The sequence below is a fragment of the Vibrio sp. 1151_11 genome, from assembly GCF_029478525.1.
GTDB lineage: Bacteria > Pseudomonadota > Gammaproteobacteria > Enterobacterales > Vibrionaceae > Vibrio > Vibrio anguillarum.
In genome coordinates this window covers 19,397-34,425 of sequence record NZ_SHMN01000023.1, presented here as the reverse complement: position 1 = coordinate 34,425, position 15,029 = coordinate 19,397, and the positions used below count along the sequence as shown (strand labels likewise).

Below are 15,029 nucleotides of genomic sequence, written 5' to 3'. Positions count from 1 at the left end.
GTTAGTGACATGAAAAATAGCCTGAGTGCACTTCAACAACGATGGGCGGCCTTTTCCCCTCGTGAACAGAAATTACTGTTAGGTGGTGTGTCGCTGTGTGTGGTTGCGATCATTTATTGGGGCATTTTAGCGCCACTTAATCAGAAAACCGAGCTTGCGCAAGCCCGGATTATCAGTGAAAGACAATTGCTTAATTGGGTGACGGATAAGGCCGATGCCATTACTCAATTGCGCGCACAAGGTGGTGGGGTGGCAACGACGCAACCGCTCAATCAAGTCATCTCATCAAGTGTGCAGCGTTTTCAAATTGAGCTTATTCGTATTCAACCGCGTGATGAAATGATGCAGGTTTGGATACAACCACTTCCTTTCTCTAAATTGGTGGATTGGCTTGCCTTTCTAAAAGAGCAGCAAGGTGTCGATGTCGAGTTTATGGACATCAATCGTGCTCAGCAAAGTGGCGTTGTCGAAGTAAAACGCTTACAACTGAAGCGAGGTGGTGAGTGAAAAAGAAATTGCTCTATAGCGGGTTCCTTGTAATGGTTTTTCTCATCAGTGTGGTCGCGCATATTCCTGCCTCCTTGGTGATGAATCAACTCTCCTCTTCCGAAGTCATGCGTGTCACTGGTGTTGACGGTACGGTGTGGTCTGGTAGTGCTCAACAACTCTTTTGGCAAGGGCAAAATGTCGGCGATCTCAGCTGGGACATCCAAGTATCGCAACTGCTGATGGCCAAGTTTGAAGTGGCGGTACGCTTTGGACGTGGTAGTGATATGGGAGTTCGTGGCAAAGGCAATCTTGGTCTGGGGTTTTCTGGCCCTTATGCGGACAAGGTTGTGGTTTCTGTCGCGGCTAATAAATTAGCGACGCTGTTTCCGCTGCCTGTACCAGTGACTTTTCAGGGGCAAGTCGAGTTGTCCCTGAACCATTACCGCTATGATAGCCCGTGGTGTGAATCTGCCGAAGGCTCACTTGCGTGGACTCATGGCCGAGTTGACTCACCTTTAGGAGAGCTCTCGCTTGGTCCGGTAGTCGCAGATCTGCAATGTCAAAGCAATCAGATGACATTGAACGGCCAGCAAAACAGTGATCAAATGAGCAGTGAGTTTGCCCTGCAGCTGCAACCAGACATGAGTTACAGTGCGAAAGCATGGTTTAAACCTGAAGCGCAATTCCCACCCGAAATGGCGGAGCAATTACAGTGGATTGGAGCGCCAGACAACCAAGGTAAATATCAGTTTAATTATCAAGGCCAGCTTTGATTGGTTTTTTTACCGTAATCATTTCATACCCCAATAAAAATGCTGAGTCTATTGCTCAGCATTTTTATTGGTAATGGCGTTATGGTTTGACTTGTAAAATGGTATTCCAAGGCAAATCGGCATCCCCTAATACAATAAAGTTGGGGTTTTCTAACGTTTCACGCTCATTGTAGGACAGCGGTTGCAGTTGCGTGTTAAGGATGCGTCCACCCGCCTCTTCTACGATGCATTGCGTGGCGGCGGTATCCCATTCACCGGTTGGGCCGAGACGCAAATAGCAGTCGACAGCACCTTCCGCGACTAAACACGCTTTCAGCGCTGCCGAGCCCAGCGGCACTAGCTCATAATTCCATGCGCTGCTCATGCAACTTGTAATACGGTTAATATCTTGGCGGCGACTGATCGCAATCGCGATGGATTGCCCAACGGTTTCGTGCTTGTGTGTTTCAATACGCAAGCTTTCAGACATATCGGGGATCTTCCATGCGCCTTTGCCTGCGTAGGCGTAGTAGGTCACGCCAGAAACGGGCCCATAGACGACGCCCATTACTGGTTGGTTTTCTTCGATCAGTGCGATAATGGTGGCAAAGTCACCACTGCGCGCAATAAACTCTTGCGTACCATCAAGCGGGTCAACCAACCAGTATCGCTGCCATTGGCTGCGTTTTTCTAGGCTAATGTCCGCCGCCTCTTCCGACAAAACAGGAATATCTGGCGTGAGTTCACTCAGTCGTTCGCAGATCAGTTTATGCGCAGCAAGATCAGCACTGGTGACTGGGGTGTGGTCACTTTTGGTGAACGCTTCGTAGTTTTTCTTCTCATAAATATCGAGAATCAATTGCCCGGCAGAGCGAGCGATTTCAATTACGTCAGGCAGTAAGTAAGATAAATTATTGGCTGTTGGCATCATCAATCCTATAGCTCTACTTTGTTATTTTAGGCTGCGCAGAGCAAGCAGTAGTGCGGTAATACTTCGGGCTTCACAGAAATCGAGGTGAGTCAGTAGCTCTTCTGCTTGGGCCAGAGGCCAGCGAATGACCTCTAAAGGTTCGGGTTCATCGCCTTCCATTACTTCTGAGTATAGATCTTGTGCTAAGAAGAGTGTCATTTTGCTCGAAAAGTAAGAGGGGGCAAGTACCACCTCTTTTAAGGGGGTTAAGGTGCTTGCGCCAAAACCAATTTCTTCTTTGAGTTCACGATTTGCTGCTTGTTGCGGACTTTCTCCTTGGTCAATCAAACCTTTAGGGAATCCGAGCTCATAGCGTTCAGTGCCAGCGGCATACTCTCGAACCAGCAGTAAATCTCCTTGTGCCGTTACTGGCACCATCATAACTGCATGCCGGCCGCTCGGTTTCATTCGTTCATAGGTGCGCTGTTCGCCGTTAGAAAAGCGTAAATCTAATGATTCGATGGTAAACAGGGTCGATTGAGCTGCCGTTCTTTGGGCTAAAATTTCGGGCAGTTTTCTGGTTGGCATACACTAATTCCCGTAAGGCAAATGACTTTTCTAACTATATGAGAAAATGACCTTAATTGAAAAGGACTTGAGCGCGGCAAATGATTTTAAGTATAAAAAAGCCGAGAATCTCATCTCGGCTTCGTTTTTCTGTAATCCACGTATTTAGCGAGTCACTAGTAGTAAGAGTGCTCACCACGATCGTGTTCAGTAGCATCGCGCACCGCGGTTAATTCGCCTTCAAATTGTTGAAGCAGTTCTTTTTCAATGCCTTCTTTGAGGGTGACATCGACCATTGAACAACCGTTACAGCCGCCACCAAAGGCGACAATCGCAATACCATCTTCGGTGATTTCAACCAAGCTGACATGGCCACCATGGCCAGCTAACTGCGGGTTGACTTGAGTTTGAATCGCATATTCCACACGTTCAATCAGGCTTGCGTCATCAGACACTTTACGCATCTTCGCATTCGGAGCTTTAAGTGTCAGTTGTGAACCCATTTTATCAGTGACGAAATCGATCTCTGCGTCTTCTAAAAACGGCAAGCTCAGTTCATCGACATACGCAGAAAAACCTTCAAAGGCAATTTCAGTATCAGTCGCTTCCACTGCCTCGGGTGGGCAGTAAGAGACGCCACACTCTGCATTTTGAGTGCCTGGATTGACTACAAAAACTCGGATGTTAGTACCATCAGGCTGTTGCCCAAGCAACTTGCCGAAATGGGTTTGGGCTGTTTCGGTAATAATAATAGAATTTGACACGACGAATACCTGAGTAAATTTATAGGTTATTACTTGCCATTCTACTCCTGAAACACGGCGGATCCAGTCCTTTTTACGCGCTAAATAAAACCGTGTTGGTTAATCTTTAGGTTCAGGAGTGCGGCATATGCAGTAAATATCAATCCTTTCGACACCGACTTCAAGCAGTAATTGACAGATTTGCTGCACGGTGCTGCCCGTGGTCACTACATCGTCAACAAGTGCAATGTGCTTGTGCGTGGGAAGGTGCCGTAGTGTGAATGCATGTTTGAGATTTTGTTTGCGCTGTAATTTAGAAAGACCTTGCTGCTGGGGCGTTGCGCGATTGCGTTTGATCAACTGGTTATCGCAGCTAGCCCCCAGCTGTTGACTTAATTGAGAGGCAAGTAGCGCACTTTGATTGAAGCCGCGTTTTAAGCGCCGTTGCCAGTGCAACGGAACGCTAGTGATGAGCGGGGCGGGAGTGTCGATACGTGGCGTCAGTAAGGCACTCAAATGGCGAGATTGCCAAAATTGACCTTCATATTTGAGTTGATGAATGGTGTGACTGAGCGGAAAAATATAGTCGCCGACACAGTATAGGCGTTGCCAAGGCGGAGGATTCGCTAAACATTGCCCACATTGAGGCACGGTAATAAGCGTTGGCAGGCCGCACTGTTGGCAGCGAGGTTGCGGTGAAAAATAGGTTAGGCAGGTCTTACACCAAGCCCCAGTTTGGTGAGTTTCAATCGGTAAACGACACAGTAGACACTGACGGCTTACCAAGCGAGTGATGGTTTTTTGAACCCAATGCGATAACATAACTCAACCAAAGCTGTGAAACGAAGTATGGTTATACTCTTGCAACTTGAATCAGTCTTTGTGTTGACCGTGATTTCAAGTGAGTGAGTGTATGATCGGTATTTTTTCAGCGAAGAAGTGTGAATTTAGTGGGGGAATTTGTGAGCATGGCCACAGCGTTATATTGGCAAGCCTCAGGCGAGGGCGATGATCTTGTCTTGGTGCACGGTTGGGGGATGAATGGTGCAGTATGGCAGCAAGCGGTCGATGTGCTTAAAGGACATTTTCGTGTGCACGTGGTTGATTTGCCTGGTTATGGTCACAGCGCTGCTAGCCACGCCGCTGATCTAGAAGAGATCGCGCAAGCGCTAATCATGCAAGCGCCTAAACAAGCCATTTGGGTCGGTTGGTCTTTGGGTGGGTTAGTGGCGACTCATATGGCACTGCATCACCCAAGTTATGTGAGCAAATTGGTCACTGTGGCGAGCTCTCCCAAATTTGCGGCACAGAAACCGTGGCGTGGCATTCTCCCTCAAGTGCTCAGTGCCTTTACTGAACAGTTAATGGACGATTTTCAGGCTACTGTTGAGCGCTTTATGGCGCTGCAAGCGATGGGCAGCCCTCAGGCAAAGCAAGATGTCAAATACCTAAAACAAGCGGTGTTATCACGGCCCGCGCCGAACCCACAATCATTGTTAGCGGGTTTGGTCATGTTGGCGGAGGTGGATTTGCGCCAGCCGTTGACAGCACTCTCGATTCCCATGCTTCGTCTATATGGTCGGCTTGATGGTTTGGTGCCGGTTAAGGTGGCGCAAGAGTTGCAAAAAACCTTGCCCAATAGCGAGCAGTACATTTTTGGCAATTCCTCCCACGCACCGTTCATCACTGAACTGGACGATTTTTGCCAGCAGCTCATCGCCTTTGCACGTTAAGGCATTGATACCCATGCAATGTCTTTCTACTTAAAGCTACAGCTGTGTTGGCTCACCTCAATCACATCGTTGCTCTCTCATGGGGATTCGCCCGTTTGCTGTCTTTATCTGTAGCATCCTGAAACGTCAAGTCGTTGGGTGCAAATGTTAAATTAAAAATAAATTTGCTAAAAGTTTGAGCAATCTGGTCGATATAAAGTCTAACCCAGTAGTGCTGAGCGAAAGCAGGTCTATCGGGGCGGGCGATACTGAGGAGGTTTCGGCTATGATGGTGTCACCAACGAACGTAAGTGTGCCACTTATCGCCCCATCGGTTAATGTGCAAACGGAACAGGCCGCGCGTGACAATCGGATCCGCGCCCCTGTGATGCCAACCGTCGAACTGGCTAAAACCAACGCTGAGCGTAAGGTAAAGGCGGATGATAAAAGACGAAAACAGTCGTCATGGGACCCTTCAGAGCATCCAAGCTATGAGGTTGGCACCGAATACGAAACATCGACTTCTTATCAAGAGGAGCAGAAAAGCGAGCTCGAAAGGCTGTTTGACTTGCTCGCTCTCGCCACCTACAGCAAGGATCAAGGTAAAAGCTATACGATGCGTTTTAGGTTACCTAAACACATTATTGATGCTGCGATAACCGAAGGCAAAATGGCGCGCCGGCGAACTGTAATTAAGTACTATTATGGTCACGCGGTTGCACCCAATACGCCTTCTGAAGTGATTGCGGTGTTGTAGGTCGATGAATGCGACTTATCGCGATAAATAAAATCCCCACTTAGGCGTTGGCCGCAGTGGGGATTTGTGTTTTTTGCGGCTCTGATATGAGCGACGCGGTTAGGTGCTTTTCACTGTGATTCGTTTATCCAGTAAGTTATGCATCGCCGCTATTTTTTCGCTTTAGCAAAGGCGGCGGCGAAAGCTCCACCCATCGCAGCGTTTTGTTGTGGCTCTTCACGACGGCGTTGCGGTTGGCCACTGTTTTGATGCGAACGCGTGTTGCCACTTGTTGCGCCAGAGCGTTGGCTGCGGTTATCTTGCCCCGGCTCATCGTTTAAGCGCATCGAGAGTGCAATGCGTTTTCGCTGCACATCGACTTCCATCACTTTGACTTTGACGATGTCGCCTGCTTTCACCACTTCACGCGGGTCGGCAATGAAACGATCGGTCAGCGCAGAGATATGCACTAAGCCATCTTGGTGAACGCCAATATCAACAAAAGCACCAAAGTTGGCCACGTTCGATACCACGCCTTCCAAAATCATCCCAATTTCCAGATCTTTCATTTCAGTCACGCCGTCAGCAAAGGTCGCGGTCTTAAACTCAGGGCGTGGATCGCGGCCCGGTTTATCGAGCTCTTTGATGATGTCAGTGACAGTCGGCAGGCCGAAATGCTCGTCGGTATAATCGACGGCGTGTAAATTGCGCAAAAACTCACTATTGCCGATCAGTGCTTTGATCTCTTTGCTGTTTTTTTCGGCGATGGCTTTCACCACGGGATACGCTTCTGGGTGAACCGAAGAGGCATCGAGTGGATTTTTACCATCCATAATGCGTAAGAAGCCCGCACATTGCTCAAATGCTTTTGGCCCTAAGCGCGCGACTTTTTTCAGTGTAGCGCGTGAGGCGAAGCGTCCATTTTCATCACGATAATCAACGATGTTTTGCGCCAGTGCGTTAGACAAGCCAGCCACGCGTGTTAACAGCGCGGCAGAGGCGGTATTCACATCCACGCCCACTGCGTTGACGCAGTCTTCAACAATCGCATCTAAGCGTTTGGCGAGCATCGACTGGCTGACATCGTGTTGGTATTGGCCCACACCGATCGATTTCGGATCGATTTTCACCAGCTCGGCAAGTGGGTCTTGCAGGCGGCGAGCAATCGACACCGCGCCGCGTAGCGACACATCCATATTGGGGAACTCTTTGGCCGCCAGTTCAGAGGCTGAGTAGACCGAGGCCCCTGCTTCGCTGACAATGATTTTCTGCACTTTCAGGTTGCCGCGCTTAATGACATCGGCGACAAAAGTATCGGTTTCGCGCGATGCGGTACCGTTACCAATCGCAATCAAATCAACCTTAAATTGGCGTACCAACTGTTCAACAATTTTCGCTGATTTGTCATGTTGGTTATGCGGCTGATGCGGATAAATCGTCTCGGTCGCCAGTACCTTACCCGTGGCGTCCACTACCGCAATTTTCGAACCCGTTCGCAAACCAGGATCCAAGCCGAGAGTGGCGCGTGGGCCAGCCGGTGCGGCCATCAACAAATCTTTTAAGTTGGTGGCAAACACTTCAATCGCTTCGATTTCGGCACGCTCTTTCATTGCGCCCATCAGTTCGGTTTCCATGTGCATTGACACTTTAATGCGCCACGCCCAACTGATCACTTGTTTGCGCCACCCATCGGCAGGGGCGCTGCTTAAGTGAATGCCATAGTGTTGTGCAATCAGTGTTTCGCAATACGATTGGCGCACGCCCTCTTCTTGCTCTGGGTCGGCATTCATGCTCAAGCTTAAAAAGCCTTCATTGCGGCCGCGAAGCATGGCCAATGCGCGGTGTGAAGGCACTTTACTGAGTGTTTCATTATGCGCGAAGTAATCTTTAAATTTCTCCCCAGCTTGCTCTTTGCCTTCGACCACGCGAGAGACCAATTCGGCACTGCGCGTCAAATGGCGGCGTATTTTGTCCAGCAGGTTGGCATCTTCAGCAATGCGTTCCATGATAATGGCGCGTGCACCGTCCAGTGCTGCTTTGATATCACTGATCCCTTTCTCGGTGTTCACATAGTGTGCGGCCTCGGTTTCAGGGTCGGTTTGCGCTTCATTCCACAGCTTGTCTGCCAGGGGTTCAAGCCCTGCTTCAATCGCAATTTGTCCTTTAGTGCGACGCTTAGGCTTGTAGGGTAAATAGAGATCTTCAAGGCGAGTTTTACTATCCGCTTGGTTGATCTCTTGTGCCAGCTCGGCGGTGAGTTTGCCTTGTTCTTGAATCGATTTCAGAATGGTTTGGCGGCGATCATCGAGCTCGCGCAGATAGGATAAACGGCTGTCTAAGGTACGCAGTTGGGTGTCGTCTAGCCCACCCGTGACCTCTTTACGGTAACGGGCGATAAAAGGAACGGTGTTTCCGTCATCAATAAGTGTGACAGTTGCTGTCACTTGCTCAAGACGCACATTTAGCTCTTGTGCGATCAATTTGCAGATAGCTTGGCTCATCCGTGGTTTCTCTTTTGTAGTTCAGTAGCACCACCACTCAGGGTGGTTTGAATAGGGTAACTATTGGGGCACGTTAGACTTATTTCTAGTCTAACGGCGCGCTGTTATGAGATTAGTGAGATAACCTTCTACCCGATTGTGCCAAAGAGGTCACGTAACGCGTGTGATTTTGATGTCATTTTTCAGCGTTGGCAGCGCTAAAACCGAAGATGAGTTTGGTGGCTAAAGATAAGCTCAGTCAGTTGGTGCCGAGCGAAAATGACAGTATAGTAGCAAGCCATCGTGATGAATGTATAACCCGCGGCTACCTTGAATGTGCGGCAGTGTGTAATGGGAAAAGATCTTGAAGACCAAACTGATTACCCGTGAGGGCTACAATAAATTAAAGGCAGAGCATGACCATCTTTGGCATGAAAAACGGCCAGAAATTACCAAAATAGTCACTTGGGCTGCTGGCCTCGGGGATCGCTCTGAAAACGCAGACTACACCTTTAATAAGCGTTTACTGCGCCAAATTGATCGCCGAATTCGTTTTTTGAGAAAATTTTTACCGGAAGTGACGATAGTTGATTATTCGCCTCAACAAGAGGGGAAAGTGTTTTTCGGTGCTTGGGTGGAAATTGAAAATGAAGCGGGTGATGTAAAGCGCTTTCGCATTGTGGGCCCAGAAGAGATTTACGGTGACGCGAAAGATTACATCTCCATCGATTCACCGATGGCGCGTGCTCTGCTGAAAAAAGAGGTTGATGACGAGGTGCAAGTGCCCACACCCACCGGTATCAAAGAGTGGTTTATTAACTCGATTGAGTATGAAAAAGGGCAGTGAACGGAGTATTCGGTTCAAAATATTCCTCGGTCGCTCATTTTTCTCATCTCACTTGCTTCGCAACGCCTCTAACGGCTTTTTCAACACGGCGGGTAGCGAGTAGAGCAGCAGTAGCCGTAGGGCGTGGTTGATCATCACAAACGCGGGTTCCATGCCCTGCAGTAGGGCGACGGCGGTCATCGCTTCTACGCTGCCGGGGACCCAAGCTAAAAGTAATACCACCCAAGATTTATCCAGCAGTAACGCAAACAAGCCAGACACGGCGACGGCGACCAGCAGACCAATCAGTGTAACCATCACACCCGCGCGCGAATAAGCCATGGCTTCGCGCAATGTGGTATCGGCAAGGCGTGCGCCAATCAAAATGCCCAGCAGTGCGGTGGCGAATACCACCATCCATGTTGGAAGTTGTAGCGCAATGCCTGTCGAAAAACTATTGAAACTGGCCGTGACCAGCAGTGCCGCCAACATATAGGGCGCAGGAATGCCGAGCAAGGTCGAGCCTTTGCCCAGCAGTAGACTAAGCAGCGCAAGCGCAAAGAAAATCAACCATGCGTAAATCGTCAAACTGCTCTCAACGGGGGCAACGTCGGGCGTGCTATTGGAGATAAAAAGAGCCAGTAAAGTGAGGATCATCAAGCGCACCGAGTGCGAATAAACCACTTTGGTTGAAGGTGTCTGGCTTGATTCGCTGATCACCAAAATCGCTGCCATCGCGCCCGGTACCGCACCGAGTAGAGATTCAAACGGTGACCAACCTTCTCTTTTGCGGAGCCAAAGAAAGCTGCTGGCGATCTGCAAGCTTAAGCAGCAAACCAAACCGATAATCACCGGTAGGTTTAAGGTTTCGCCCAATTGACTTAAACTGATGGTCGCCCCAACGCTGATGCCGAGCACAATTTGCACCGTCAACAATAACCCGTTAGGAACGCGAATGGATAAGAGGCGTTTTTTATGCAGCACAATGACCAAAGCTGCGGCAATAAACATTTCAGAAAGCGGAATGGCGAGCAGGCTTCCCACACTCGCCGCAACAGCTGCGATCACCACAATGTGAATAAACAGAGTAAAAGAAGCTCTTTCGAACATTATGCCTTTCCTTAATAAATTGTGCAGCGTAAATGCCATCGCTCCTCTAGCACTTCACGTTGTAGTGCTTGCGTTTGGCTTTCTCCCGTATCGATATGACCGTCGGGGGATGATGATTTAGGCCATCGCAGGGTTTAAACGTGTCCAGCTTACTAACAATAATGCAGCGAATGCCAACCACACCAAAGTGGCACATACCAGTGTGCTGGTGAGAGGTAGCCAATAACTGAAGTAGTATACTGCCAACAGATATGCCGCATACGGGATAAGCGAGTAAAGGCCAAACAACGCGGTGGTGCGCAGGTCTTCCATCGTGCGTTCGGTGCCTACAATGTAATGCGCAATCAGAGCGAAGGTAGGAAACAGCGGTACAAGACCAGCAATAAAAAAGCTTTTGCTTTTAGAGAGCAGGGCGATGATCAACACGGCAAGCGCACCAAGCAGGCACTTGAAAAACAGAGCTGCCATGACATTTCCTTTTATCAGAATAGATTAAGTGTTGCTCACTATAAATCACTGACAGGTTAACTAGAAATGTTCATTGATGGGTTTGTTATTTTCTATGCAACATTTCTTCAAATCCAAGTAAAATGGCCGCCACTCTTTTTATTCGGCGGCGTGTTGTATCATGCGGCTTGGTTGGGCAAAGATGAAATTAGGAAAACGGCTCACGCAGTTAGTACAGCAGATCAACCGCCACTACGATCATATTTGGGATTGCTGCTGCGATCACGGTTTGCTTGGCGCGGCATTACTGAAGCGCTGTCCAAATAGTGTGGTGCATTTTGTTGATATTGTGCCAGCGTTGATTGAAAAGGTGACGCTCGATTTAACGCGCTATTTCCCTGCAACGGCGGCGTTACCGCGCTGGCGTACACATTGCCTGGATGTGCGCGATTTGCCGCTTGATAGCCATTCTGGCTCGCATCTACTGATCATCGCTGGGGTTGGCGGTGATTTAATGAGTGAATTCATTGCCGCGCTGGTTGAGCGTTATCCGCATCGCTCGTTCGATTTTCTGCTTTGTCCTGTGCATCACGGCTACACCTTACGTGAACAGTTGATGACACTGGGCGCGAGATTACAACAGGAACAACTGGTGGAAGAGAATCGGCGTATCTACGAGCTGCTGAACGTGCAGATTAATCCGCTTGCAGTACGAGGCAAAGAACCAAAATTACCCCCCCTTAGTTTGGTCGGTGAATCGATCTGGCAAGTGGCCAATGATGAGCAAAAAATGATTGCCCAGCGTTATCTGACGCAATTGCAACAGCATTATCAGCGTAAAGCGCAAGGCGGTGATGTTAGCGCGCAAAAGTGTTGGCAAGCCTATCAGCCGATTAATATCACTTGTCGTGGAAATTTTAGCGATGGAAATAGCCCAATAGGCGGAGAATATGAAAGCACTCAATGATCTGAACTTGTTTGTCGAAACCGCACGCCAAGGCAGTTTTTCTAAGGCGGCCAACAGCGTATCGCTGACCACGGCCGCGGTCAGTGCCGCCATTCGCCGCTTAGAAGAGCAGGTGCAGTTTCCGCTCTTTGTCCGCTCGACACGTCATATGCGCTTAACCCAAGAGGGGGAGATTTTCCTCGCCAAAACTCAGACAGCCCTTGCCACGTTACAAGAAGGGCTCGATCAGATAGCATGCGCGCGCGGTCAACTAGCGGGGAAGCTACACCTCAGTGCCCCTTCGGATTTGGGGCGCAATTTACTGCTGGATTGGATCGATGAATTTATTGCCTTGCACCCGAACGTCATCGTTAAACTGGATCTCTCTGATCGCTTAGCGGATATGTATGCTCACCCGATGGATATTGCGATTCGTTATGGCCATCCTGCTGATTCCAATTTGGTTGCAATGCCGCTGTGTGAATCAAACGAGCGCGTGTTGTGCGCCTCGCCAGAATATTTGGCAACGCATCCACCTATCCTCCATCCTGACGACCTGCAACATCACAATTGTCTTTGTTATATGCTGGCCGACACGCTGCATAATAAGTGGGTTTTGAGCCGAGAGGGCGAAACGCAGAGTGTGGTAGTGCAAGGAAACCCCGCATGCAACGATGGTGACGTGGTACATCGATTGGCTGTTAAAGGCAAAGGCATTGCCAATAAGTCATTAATGGATATCAGTCAGGATATTATTGATGGGCGCTTAGTACGCATTTTACCGCAATGGGAAAGTGGGCCAGTGCCAATTTATATCGTGTGCGCAGATCGACGTTTGATCACCCCAACCATTCGCGCTTTTCAGGAATTTATTCGTGGAAAAGGCTGCCAGCAACGACAAGCGGTACTGACAGCCATCAAACAGCGTGAGAGTTAATCCCGCATTAGCCAACAAACGTTAGCGGGCGGATTTGTAGGTATTCCAATGCCTCTTGCTCGCTAAGCTGTTGTTGAAAGTGCTGAAAATGCGCACTCTGCAGGTGTTGTTGCAAGCTCTCCTCTGAGCACCAAATCTCCTGCATCAAGAATAACCCGTCAATCGAGTTATCACGATAGAGCTCATATTGGCAGCAGCCTGTTTCGTTGCGGCTCGGTTCAAGCAGCGCTTCAAGCATAGCTTGCACTCGCTCTATTGAGTCGGGAAGGGCTTTGATTTCGGCTAATAAGTGGATCATGGCTTATAACTCAGTAAAGACGGTTTGCTCTGGCCAGCGAGATTTCGGCAGCTTGGCGTTGAAATCTTCTTCGCTGTGGTAACCGAGCGGTACAATCACTAAGCTGGTGAACCCTTTTTCAGTCAGGCCAAACTCTTGGTTGAGCACCTCGGCATCAAACCCTTCAATGGGGACAGCATCAATGCCCATCGCAGCCGCTCCGAGCAGCAGTGTTCCAACATTTAAATAAACTTGTTTTTGCATCCAGTGTTCGGCGTCATTGAGCGTTTCTCGATGCAAGTTAACAAAATAGCTGCGTCCGCCGTGCATGCCTGTTTTGGCTTCTTCATTGGCAAAGCGGCCATCTTTCTCTTCGTTTTCCAGCAGCGTCAATAAGTAGTGATCATCAATATCGGTTTTGGCGCAAAACACCATCACGTGAGACGCATCCAAAATTTTGCGTTCGTTAAAGGAAAATTGACCTTGCGCCGCTTTGGCGATACGCGTTTTGCCTTCCTCGCTAGCCGCCAAAATAAAATGCCAAGGCTGCGAATTGACGCTAGAGGCGCTCATGCGTACCAGTTCTTTAATATCAGCGACTTGCTGTTCAGTCAGTTTACGGTTGGTGTCAAACGCTTTGGTGGAATAGCGCGCTTGCGATGCTTGAACAATATTCATTTTTCCCTCCTAGGGAAGATAACATTCGAGATGGCGCTAAGATAACGGACTGAGTCCAAACAAGAAACCGCCTCTTACTTAATTCATTTTCAAAAAAAATTTGATAATCCGAATTTGAAAACGCCCTAGCTTGCGGAAAAAGTTAGCACTATCTCATGATATTTCTGAATTAGCGCATACACTTAATGTGTACGGTAGATCATCATTAAGGGATATGGTCACTCACTAAGCGTTAATGATTGTCTAATATATTCAAAAGGTTGCTTTGGCCGGAGAGTATGCATGACGGAGTGTAAGTGCATTTGTTGGTTTATTCTCTTTTCTCTTCCCATCCCCTCGGCGTGGGCGGACATTGACTACGGGCCTGCGCAAAGCTATGTGCAATCGCCACTGCATACCAATAGCCTTTCTGCACAACTTCGCTCCGGCTTTTCGATGCAAGAGGAAGAAGTGGAGCTCTACACCAGCGCGACTATCGCCAGCATTTGGGCGATCACTCCCCACTATAGTTTGGATTATTACCAGAATCAGCTTGCAATGGGTGGTAAATGGCAGCTCACTTCGAAGTGGCAGGCTGAGCTTAATTATCGTTGGAACTTTGCTGCCAATAATCATTTAGATGGCTTAACACTTGCTTTTCATGACTGGTTTGGCATTGATCAAAATGGGCGTGAGGATGTCGATAACGATCGCTTCATCATTCAAATGCCAGAGTACGGCATTGATCAGGAAGCGTTCCGAGGCGAGACATTGAGTCGTGCGTTGACCAGCTATTTACAGTACCAGCTGGTGGATAAGCCTCATCACGGTTTGTCATTGGGAGTTTCACTCTATTACAACGATCCACACCATGGAATATTCAACCTGTCTGAGTTTGAACAAGCGGTGCAGCTTAATTATGGCTACCGAAGAGGTAAGCATGCACTTGATACCCTGTTGGCTATCACCTTTCGCAACCCGACCAATGTACCAGGCCAAACCCAGTATCATTCGAGCACTTGGTCGATGGGTACCAGTTATCGATATCAGTGGTTAGAACGCCATTATCTGATTGGGCAGGTCTCATTCTATCAAGGCCTTTCAACGGGCGAGGATGACTTTTCTAAACCATCGACCGAGTTTATTTTGGGGTATCGTTATCAAATGAGCCATTCAGCGATTGAAGTTACTGCGGTCGAAAATATGTTTAATGCCAACAACAGCACCGATATTGCCTTTGGTTTAGGCTATCGCTATCGTTTTGGCCGCTTTGATAAAGAGCCGAACTGACAAACGATGTTATCCGCTTAGTGTCTAACAACGAAGCGCGACAAAAGACATAAACGTTAACAATTCTTTGCATGATTTTAGCCGCAACGGTGTTACATTTTACTCGCTCGGTTTGATATTGGCTGAAGCTCAGAATTAGGTGGGATCTCA

At 48.6% G+C, this 15,029-nt stretch carries 17 protein-coding genes; 8 read left to right on the top strand and 9 right to left on the bottom strand.

Features of this window, described 5'->3' with window-relative positions; genetic code table 11:
• Window positions 1-9: 9 nt before the first annotated feature.
• Together EXZ60_RS15295 and EXZ60_RS15290 are read left to right on the top strand one after the other, a co-directional pair.
• On the top strand, window positions 10-507 hold the full coding sequence (locus tag EXZ60_RS15295; protein ID WP_013855429.1) for a type II secretion system protein M: 498 nt from the start codon (window positions 10-12) through the stop codon (window positions 505-507).
• Window positions 504-1,262, top strand: a complete 759-nt coding sequence (locus EXZ60_RS15290; protein WP_019281047.1) for a type II secretion system protein N — start codon at window positions 504-506, stop codon at window positions 1,260-1,262. The genes EXZ60_RS15295 and EXZ60_RS15290 overlap by 4 nt, the downstream gene beginning before the upstream one ends.
• 79 nt (window positions 1,263-1,341) lie before the next feature.
• On the opposite strand, the gene cysQ is transcribed toward EXZ60_RS15290, so the two are convergent.
• From cysQ to EXZ60_RS15270, 4 genes are all read right to left on the bottom strand, one after another.
• Window positions 1,342-2,169, bottom strand: a complete 828-nt coding sequence (gene cysQ / locus EXZ60_RS15285; protein ID WP_010319313.1) for a 3'(2'),5'-bisphosphate nucleotidase CysQ — start codon at window positions 2,167-2,169, stop codon at window positions 1,342-1,344.
• Between the two features lie 24 nt (window positions 2,170-2,193).
• Window positions 2,194-2,739, bottom strand: a complete 546-nt coding sequence (gene nudE / locus EXZ60_RS15280; RefSeq protein WP_013855426.1) for an ADP compounds hydrolase NudE — start codon at window positions 2,737-2,739, stop codon at window positions 2,194-2,196.
• Between the two features lie 155 nt (window positions 2,740-2,894).
• Entirely contained in the window at window positions 2,895-3,482 is a 588-nt protein-coding gene (nfuA, locus tag EXZ60_RS15275; protein ID WP_013855425.1) for a Fe-S biogenesis protein NfuA, read from the bottom strand.
• A gap of 99 nt (window positions 3,483-3,581) precedes the next feature.
• Window positions 3,582-4,283, bottom strand: coding sequence for an amidophosphoribosyltransferase (locus EXZ60_RS15270; protein ID WP_013855424.1), 702 nt, complete (start codon window positions 4,281-4,283; stop codon window positions 3,582-3,584).
• 146 nt (window positions 4,284-4,429) lie between these two features.
• Between EXZ60_RS15270 and bioH the strand changes: the two genes are divergently transcribed.
• Window positions 4,430-5,194, top strand: coding sequence for a pimeloyl-ACP methyl ester esterase BioH (gene bioH, locus EXZ60_RS15265; protein ID WP_038148688.1), 765 nt, complete (start codon window positions 4,430-4,432; stop codon window positions 5,192-5,194).
• A gap of 265 nt (window positions 5,195-5,459) precedes the next feature.
• On the top strand, window positions 5,460-5,930 hold the full coding sequence (locus EXZ60_RS15260; protein WP_026027513.1) for a hypothetical protein: 471 nt from the start codon (window positions 5,460-5,462) through the stop codon (window positions 5,928-5,930).
• A gap of 149 nt (window positions 5,931-6,079) precedes the next feature.
• Here the strand turns inward: EXZ60_RS15260 and EXZ60_RS15255 are convergent, their stop codons facing one another.
• Window positions 6,080-8,410, bottom strand: a complete 2,331-nt coding sequence (locus EXZ60_RS15255) for a Tex family protein (RefSeq protein WP_277435913.1) — start codon at window positions 8,408-8,410, stop codon at window positions 6,080-6,082.
• Window positions 8,411-8,753: 343 nt separating this feature from the next.
• Between EXZ60_RS15255 and greB the strand changes: the two genes are divergently transcribed.
• The gene (gene greB / locus EXZ60_RS15250; RefSeq protein ID WP_010319306.1) at window positions 8,754-9,236 is read left to right on the top strand and encodes a transcription elongation factor GreB; all 483 of its coding nucleotides are present in this window, start codon (window positions 8,754-8,756) and stop codon (window positions 9,234-9,236) included.
• A 48-nt stretch (window positions 9,237-9,284) separates the two neighbouring features.
• On the opposite strand, the gene EXZ60_RS15245 is transcribed toward greB, so the two are convergent.
• Together EXZ60_RS15245 and EXZ60_RS15240 are read right to left on the bottom strand one after the other, a co-directional pair.
• Window positions 9,285-10,325 (bottom strand): AbrB family transcriptional regulator, encoded by a 1,041-nt coding sequence (locus EXZ60_RS15245; RefSeq protein WP_277435912.1) that lies wholly within the window; start codon window positions 10,323-10,325, stop codon window positions 9,285-9,287.
• Between the two features lie 117 nt (window positions 10,326-10,442).
• Window positions 10,443-10,793, bottom strand: a complete 351-nt coding sequence (locus EXZ60_RS15240) for a GlpM family protein (protein ID WP_017048724.1) — start codon at window positions 10,791-10,793, stop codon at window positions 10,443-10,445.
• 181 nt (window positions 10,794-10,974) lie between these two features.
• On the opposite strand from EXZ60_RS15240, the gene EXZ60_RS15235 reads away from it, so the two are divergent.
• Window positions 10,975-11,739, top strand: coding sequence for a tRNA (adenine(22)-N(1))-methyltransferase TrmK (locus EXZ60_RS15235; protein ID WP_170889730.1), 765 nt, complete (start codon window positions 10,975-10,977; stop codon window positions 11,737-11,739).
• A complete protein-coding gene (locus EXZ60_RS15230; RefSeq protein WP_013855415.1) occupies window positions 11,723-12,655 on the top strand; it encodes a LysR family transcriptional regulator in 933 nt (310 codons plus the stop codon). Before EXZ60_RS15235 ends, EXZ60_RS15230 begins: the two co-directional genes overlap by 17 nt.
• Window positions 12,656-12,662: 7 nt before the next feature.
• On the opposite strand, the gene EXZ60_RS15225 is transcribed toward EXZ60_RS15230, so the two are convergent.
• Entirely contained in the window at window positions 12,663-12,953 is a 291-nt protein-coding gene (locus tag EXZ60_RS15225; RefSeq protein ID WP_277435911.1) for a putative quinol monooxygenase, read from the bottom strand.
• Between the two features lie 3 nt (window positions 12,954-12,956).
• Window positions 12,957-13,610, bottom strand: coding sequence for an oxygen-insensitive NAD(P)H-dependent nitroreductase NfsB (locus EXZ60_RS15220; RefSeq protein ID WP_017049380.1), 654 nt, complete (start codon window positions 13,608-13,610; stop codon window positions 12,957-12,959).
• 282 nt (window positions 13,611-13,892) lie between these two features.
• Here EXZ60_RS15220 and EXZ60_RS15215 point away from each other — a divergent pair, with 282 nt between their 5' ends.
• The gene (locus EXZ60_RS15215) at window positions 13,893-14,879 is read left to right on the top strand and encodes a DUF3187 family protein (RefSeq protein ID WP_088720727.1); all 987 of its coding nucleotides are present in this window, start codon (window positions 13,893-13,895) and stop codon (window positions 14,877-14,879) included.
• The last annotated feature ends 150 nt before the right edge of the window (window positions 14,880-15,029 follow it).

Coding starts and splice junctions, on each gene's coding strand:
- EXZ60_RS15295 (WP_013855429.1), top strand. CDS start 10: ATGAAAAATAGCCTGAGTGCACTTCAACAACGATGGGCGGCCTTTTCC.
- cysQ (WP_010319313.1), bottom strand. CDS start 2,169: ATGCCAACAGCCAATAATTTATCTTACTTACTGCCTGACGTAATTGAA.
- nudE (WP_013855426.1), bottom strand. CDS start 2,739: ATGCCAACCAGAAAACTGCCCGAAATTTTAGCCCAAAGAACGGCAGCT.
- EXZ60_RS15270 (WP_013855424.1), bottom strand. CDS start 4,283: ATGTTATCGCATTGGGTTCAAAAAACCATCACTCGCTTGGTAAGCCGT.
- bioH (WP_038148688.1), top strand. CDS start 4,430: ATGGCCACAGCGTTATATTGGCAAGCCTCAGGCGAGGGCGATGATCTT.
- EXZ60_RS15260 (WP_026027513.1), top strand. CDS start 5,460: ATGATGGTGTCACCAACGAACGTAAGTGTGCCACTTATCGCCCCATCG.
- EXZ60_RS15255 (WP_277435913.1), bottom strand. CDS start 8,410: ATGAGCCAAGCTATCTGCAAATTGATCGCACAAGAGCTAAATGTGCGT.
- EXZ60_RS15245 (WP_277435912.1), bottom strand. CDS start 10,325: ATGTTCGAAAGAGCTTCTTTTACTCTGTTTATTCACATTGTGGTGATC.
- EXZ60_RS15240 (WP_017048724.1), bottom strand. CDS start 10,793: ATGGCAGCTCTGTTTTTCAAGTGCCTGCTTGGTGCGCTTGCCGTGTTG.
- EXZ60_RS15235 (WP_170889730.1), top strand. CDS start 10,975: ATGAAATTAGGAAAACGGCTCACGCAGTTAGTACAGCAGATCAACCGC.
- EXZ60_RS15230 (WP_013855415.1), top strand. CDS start 11,723: ATGAAAGCACTCAATGATCTGAACTTGTTTGTCGAAACCGCACGCCAA.
- EXZ60_RS15225 (WP_277435911.1), bottom strand. CDS start 12,953: ATGATCCACTTATTAGCCGAAATCAAAGCCCTTCCCGACTCAATAGAG.
- EXZ60_RS15220 (WP_017049380.1), bottom strand. CDS start 13,610: ATGAATATTGTTCAAGCATCGCAAGCGCGCTATTCCACCAAAGCGTTT.
- EXZ60_RS15215 (WP_088720727.1), top strand. CDS start 13,893: ATGACGGAGTGTAAGTGCATTTGTTGGTTTATTCTCTTTTCTCTTCCC.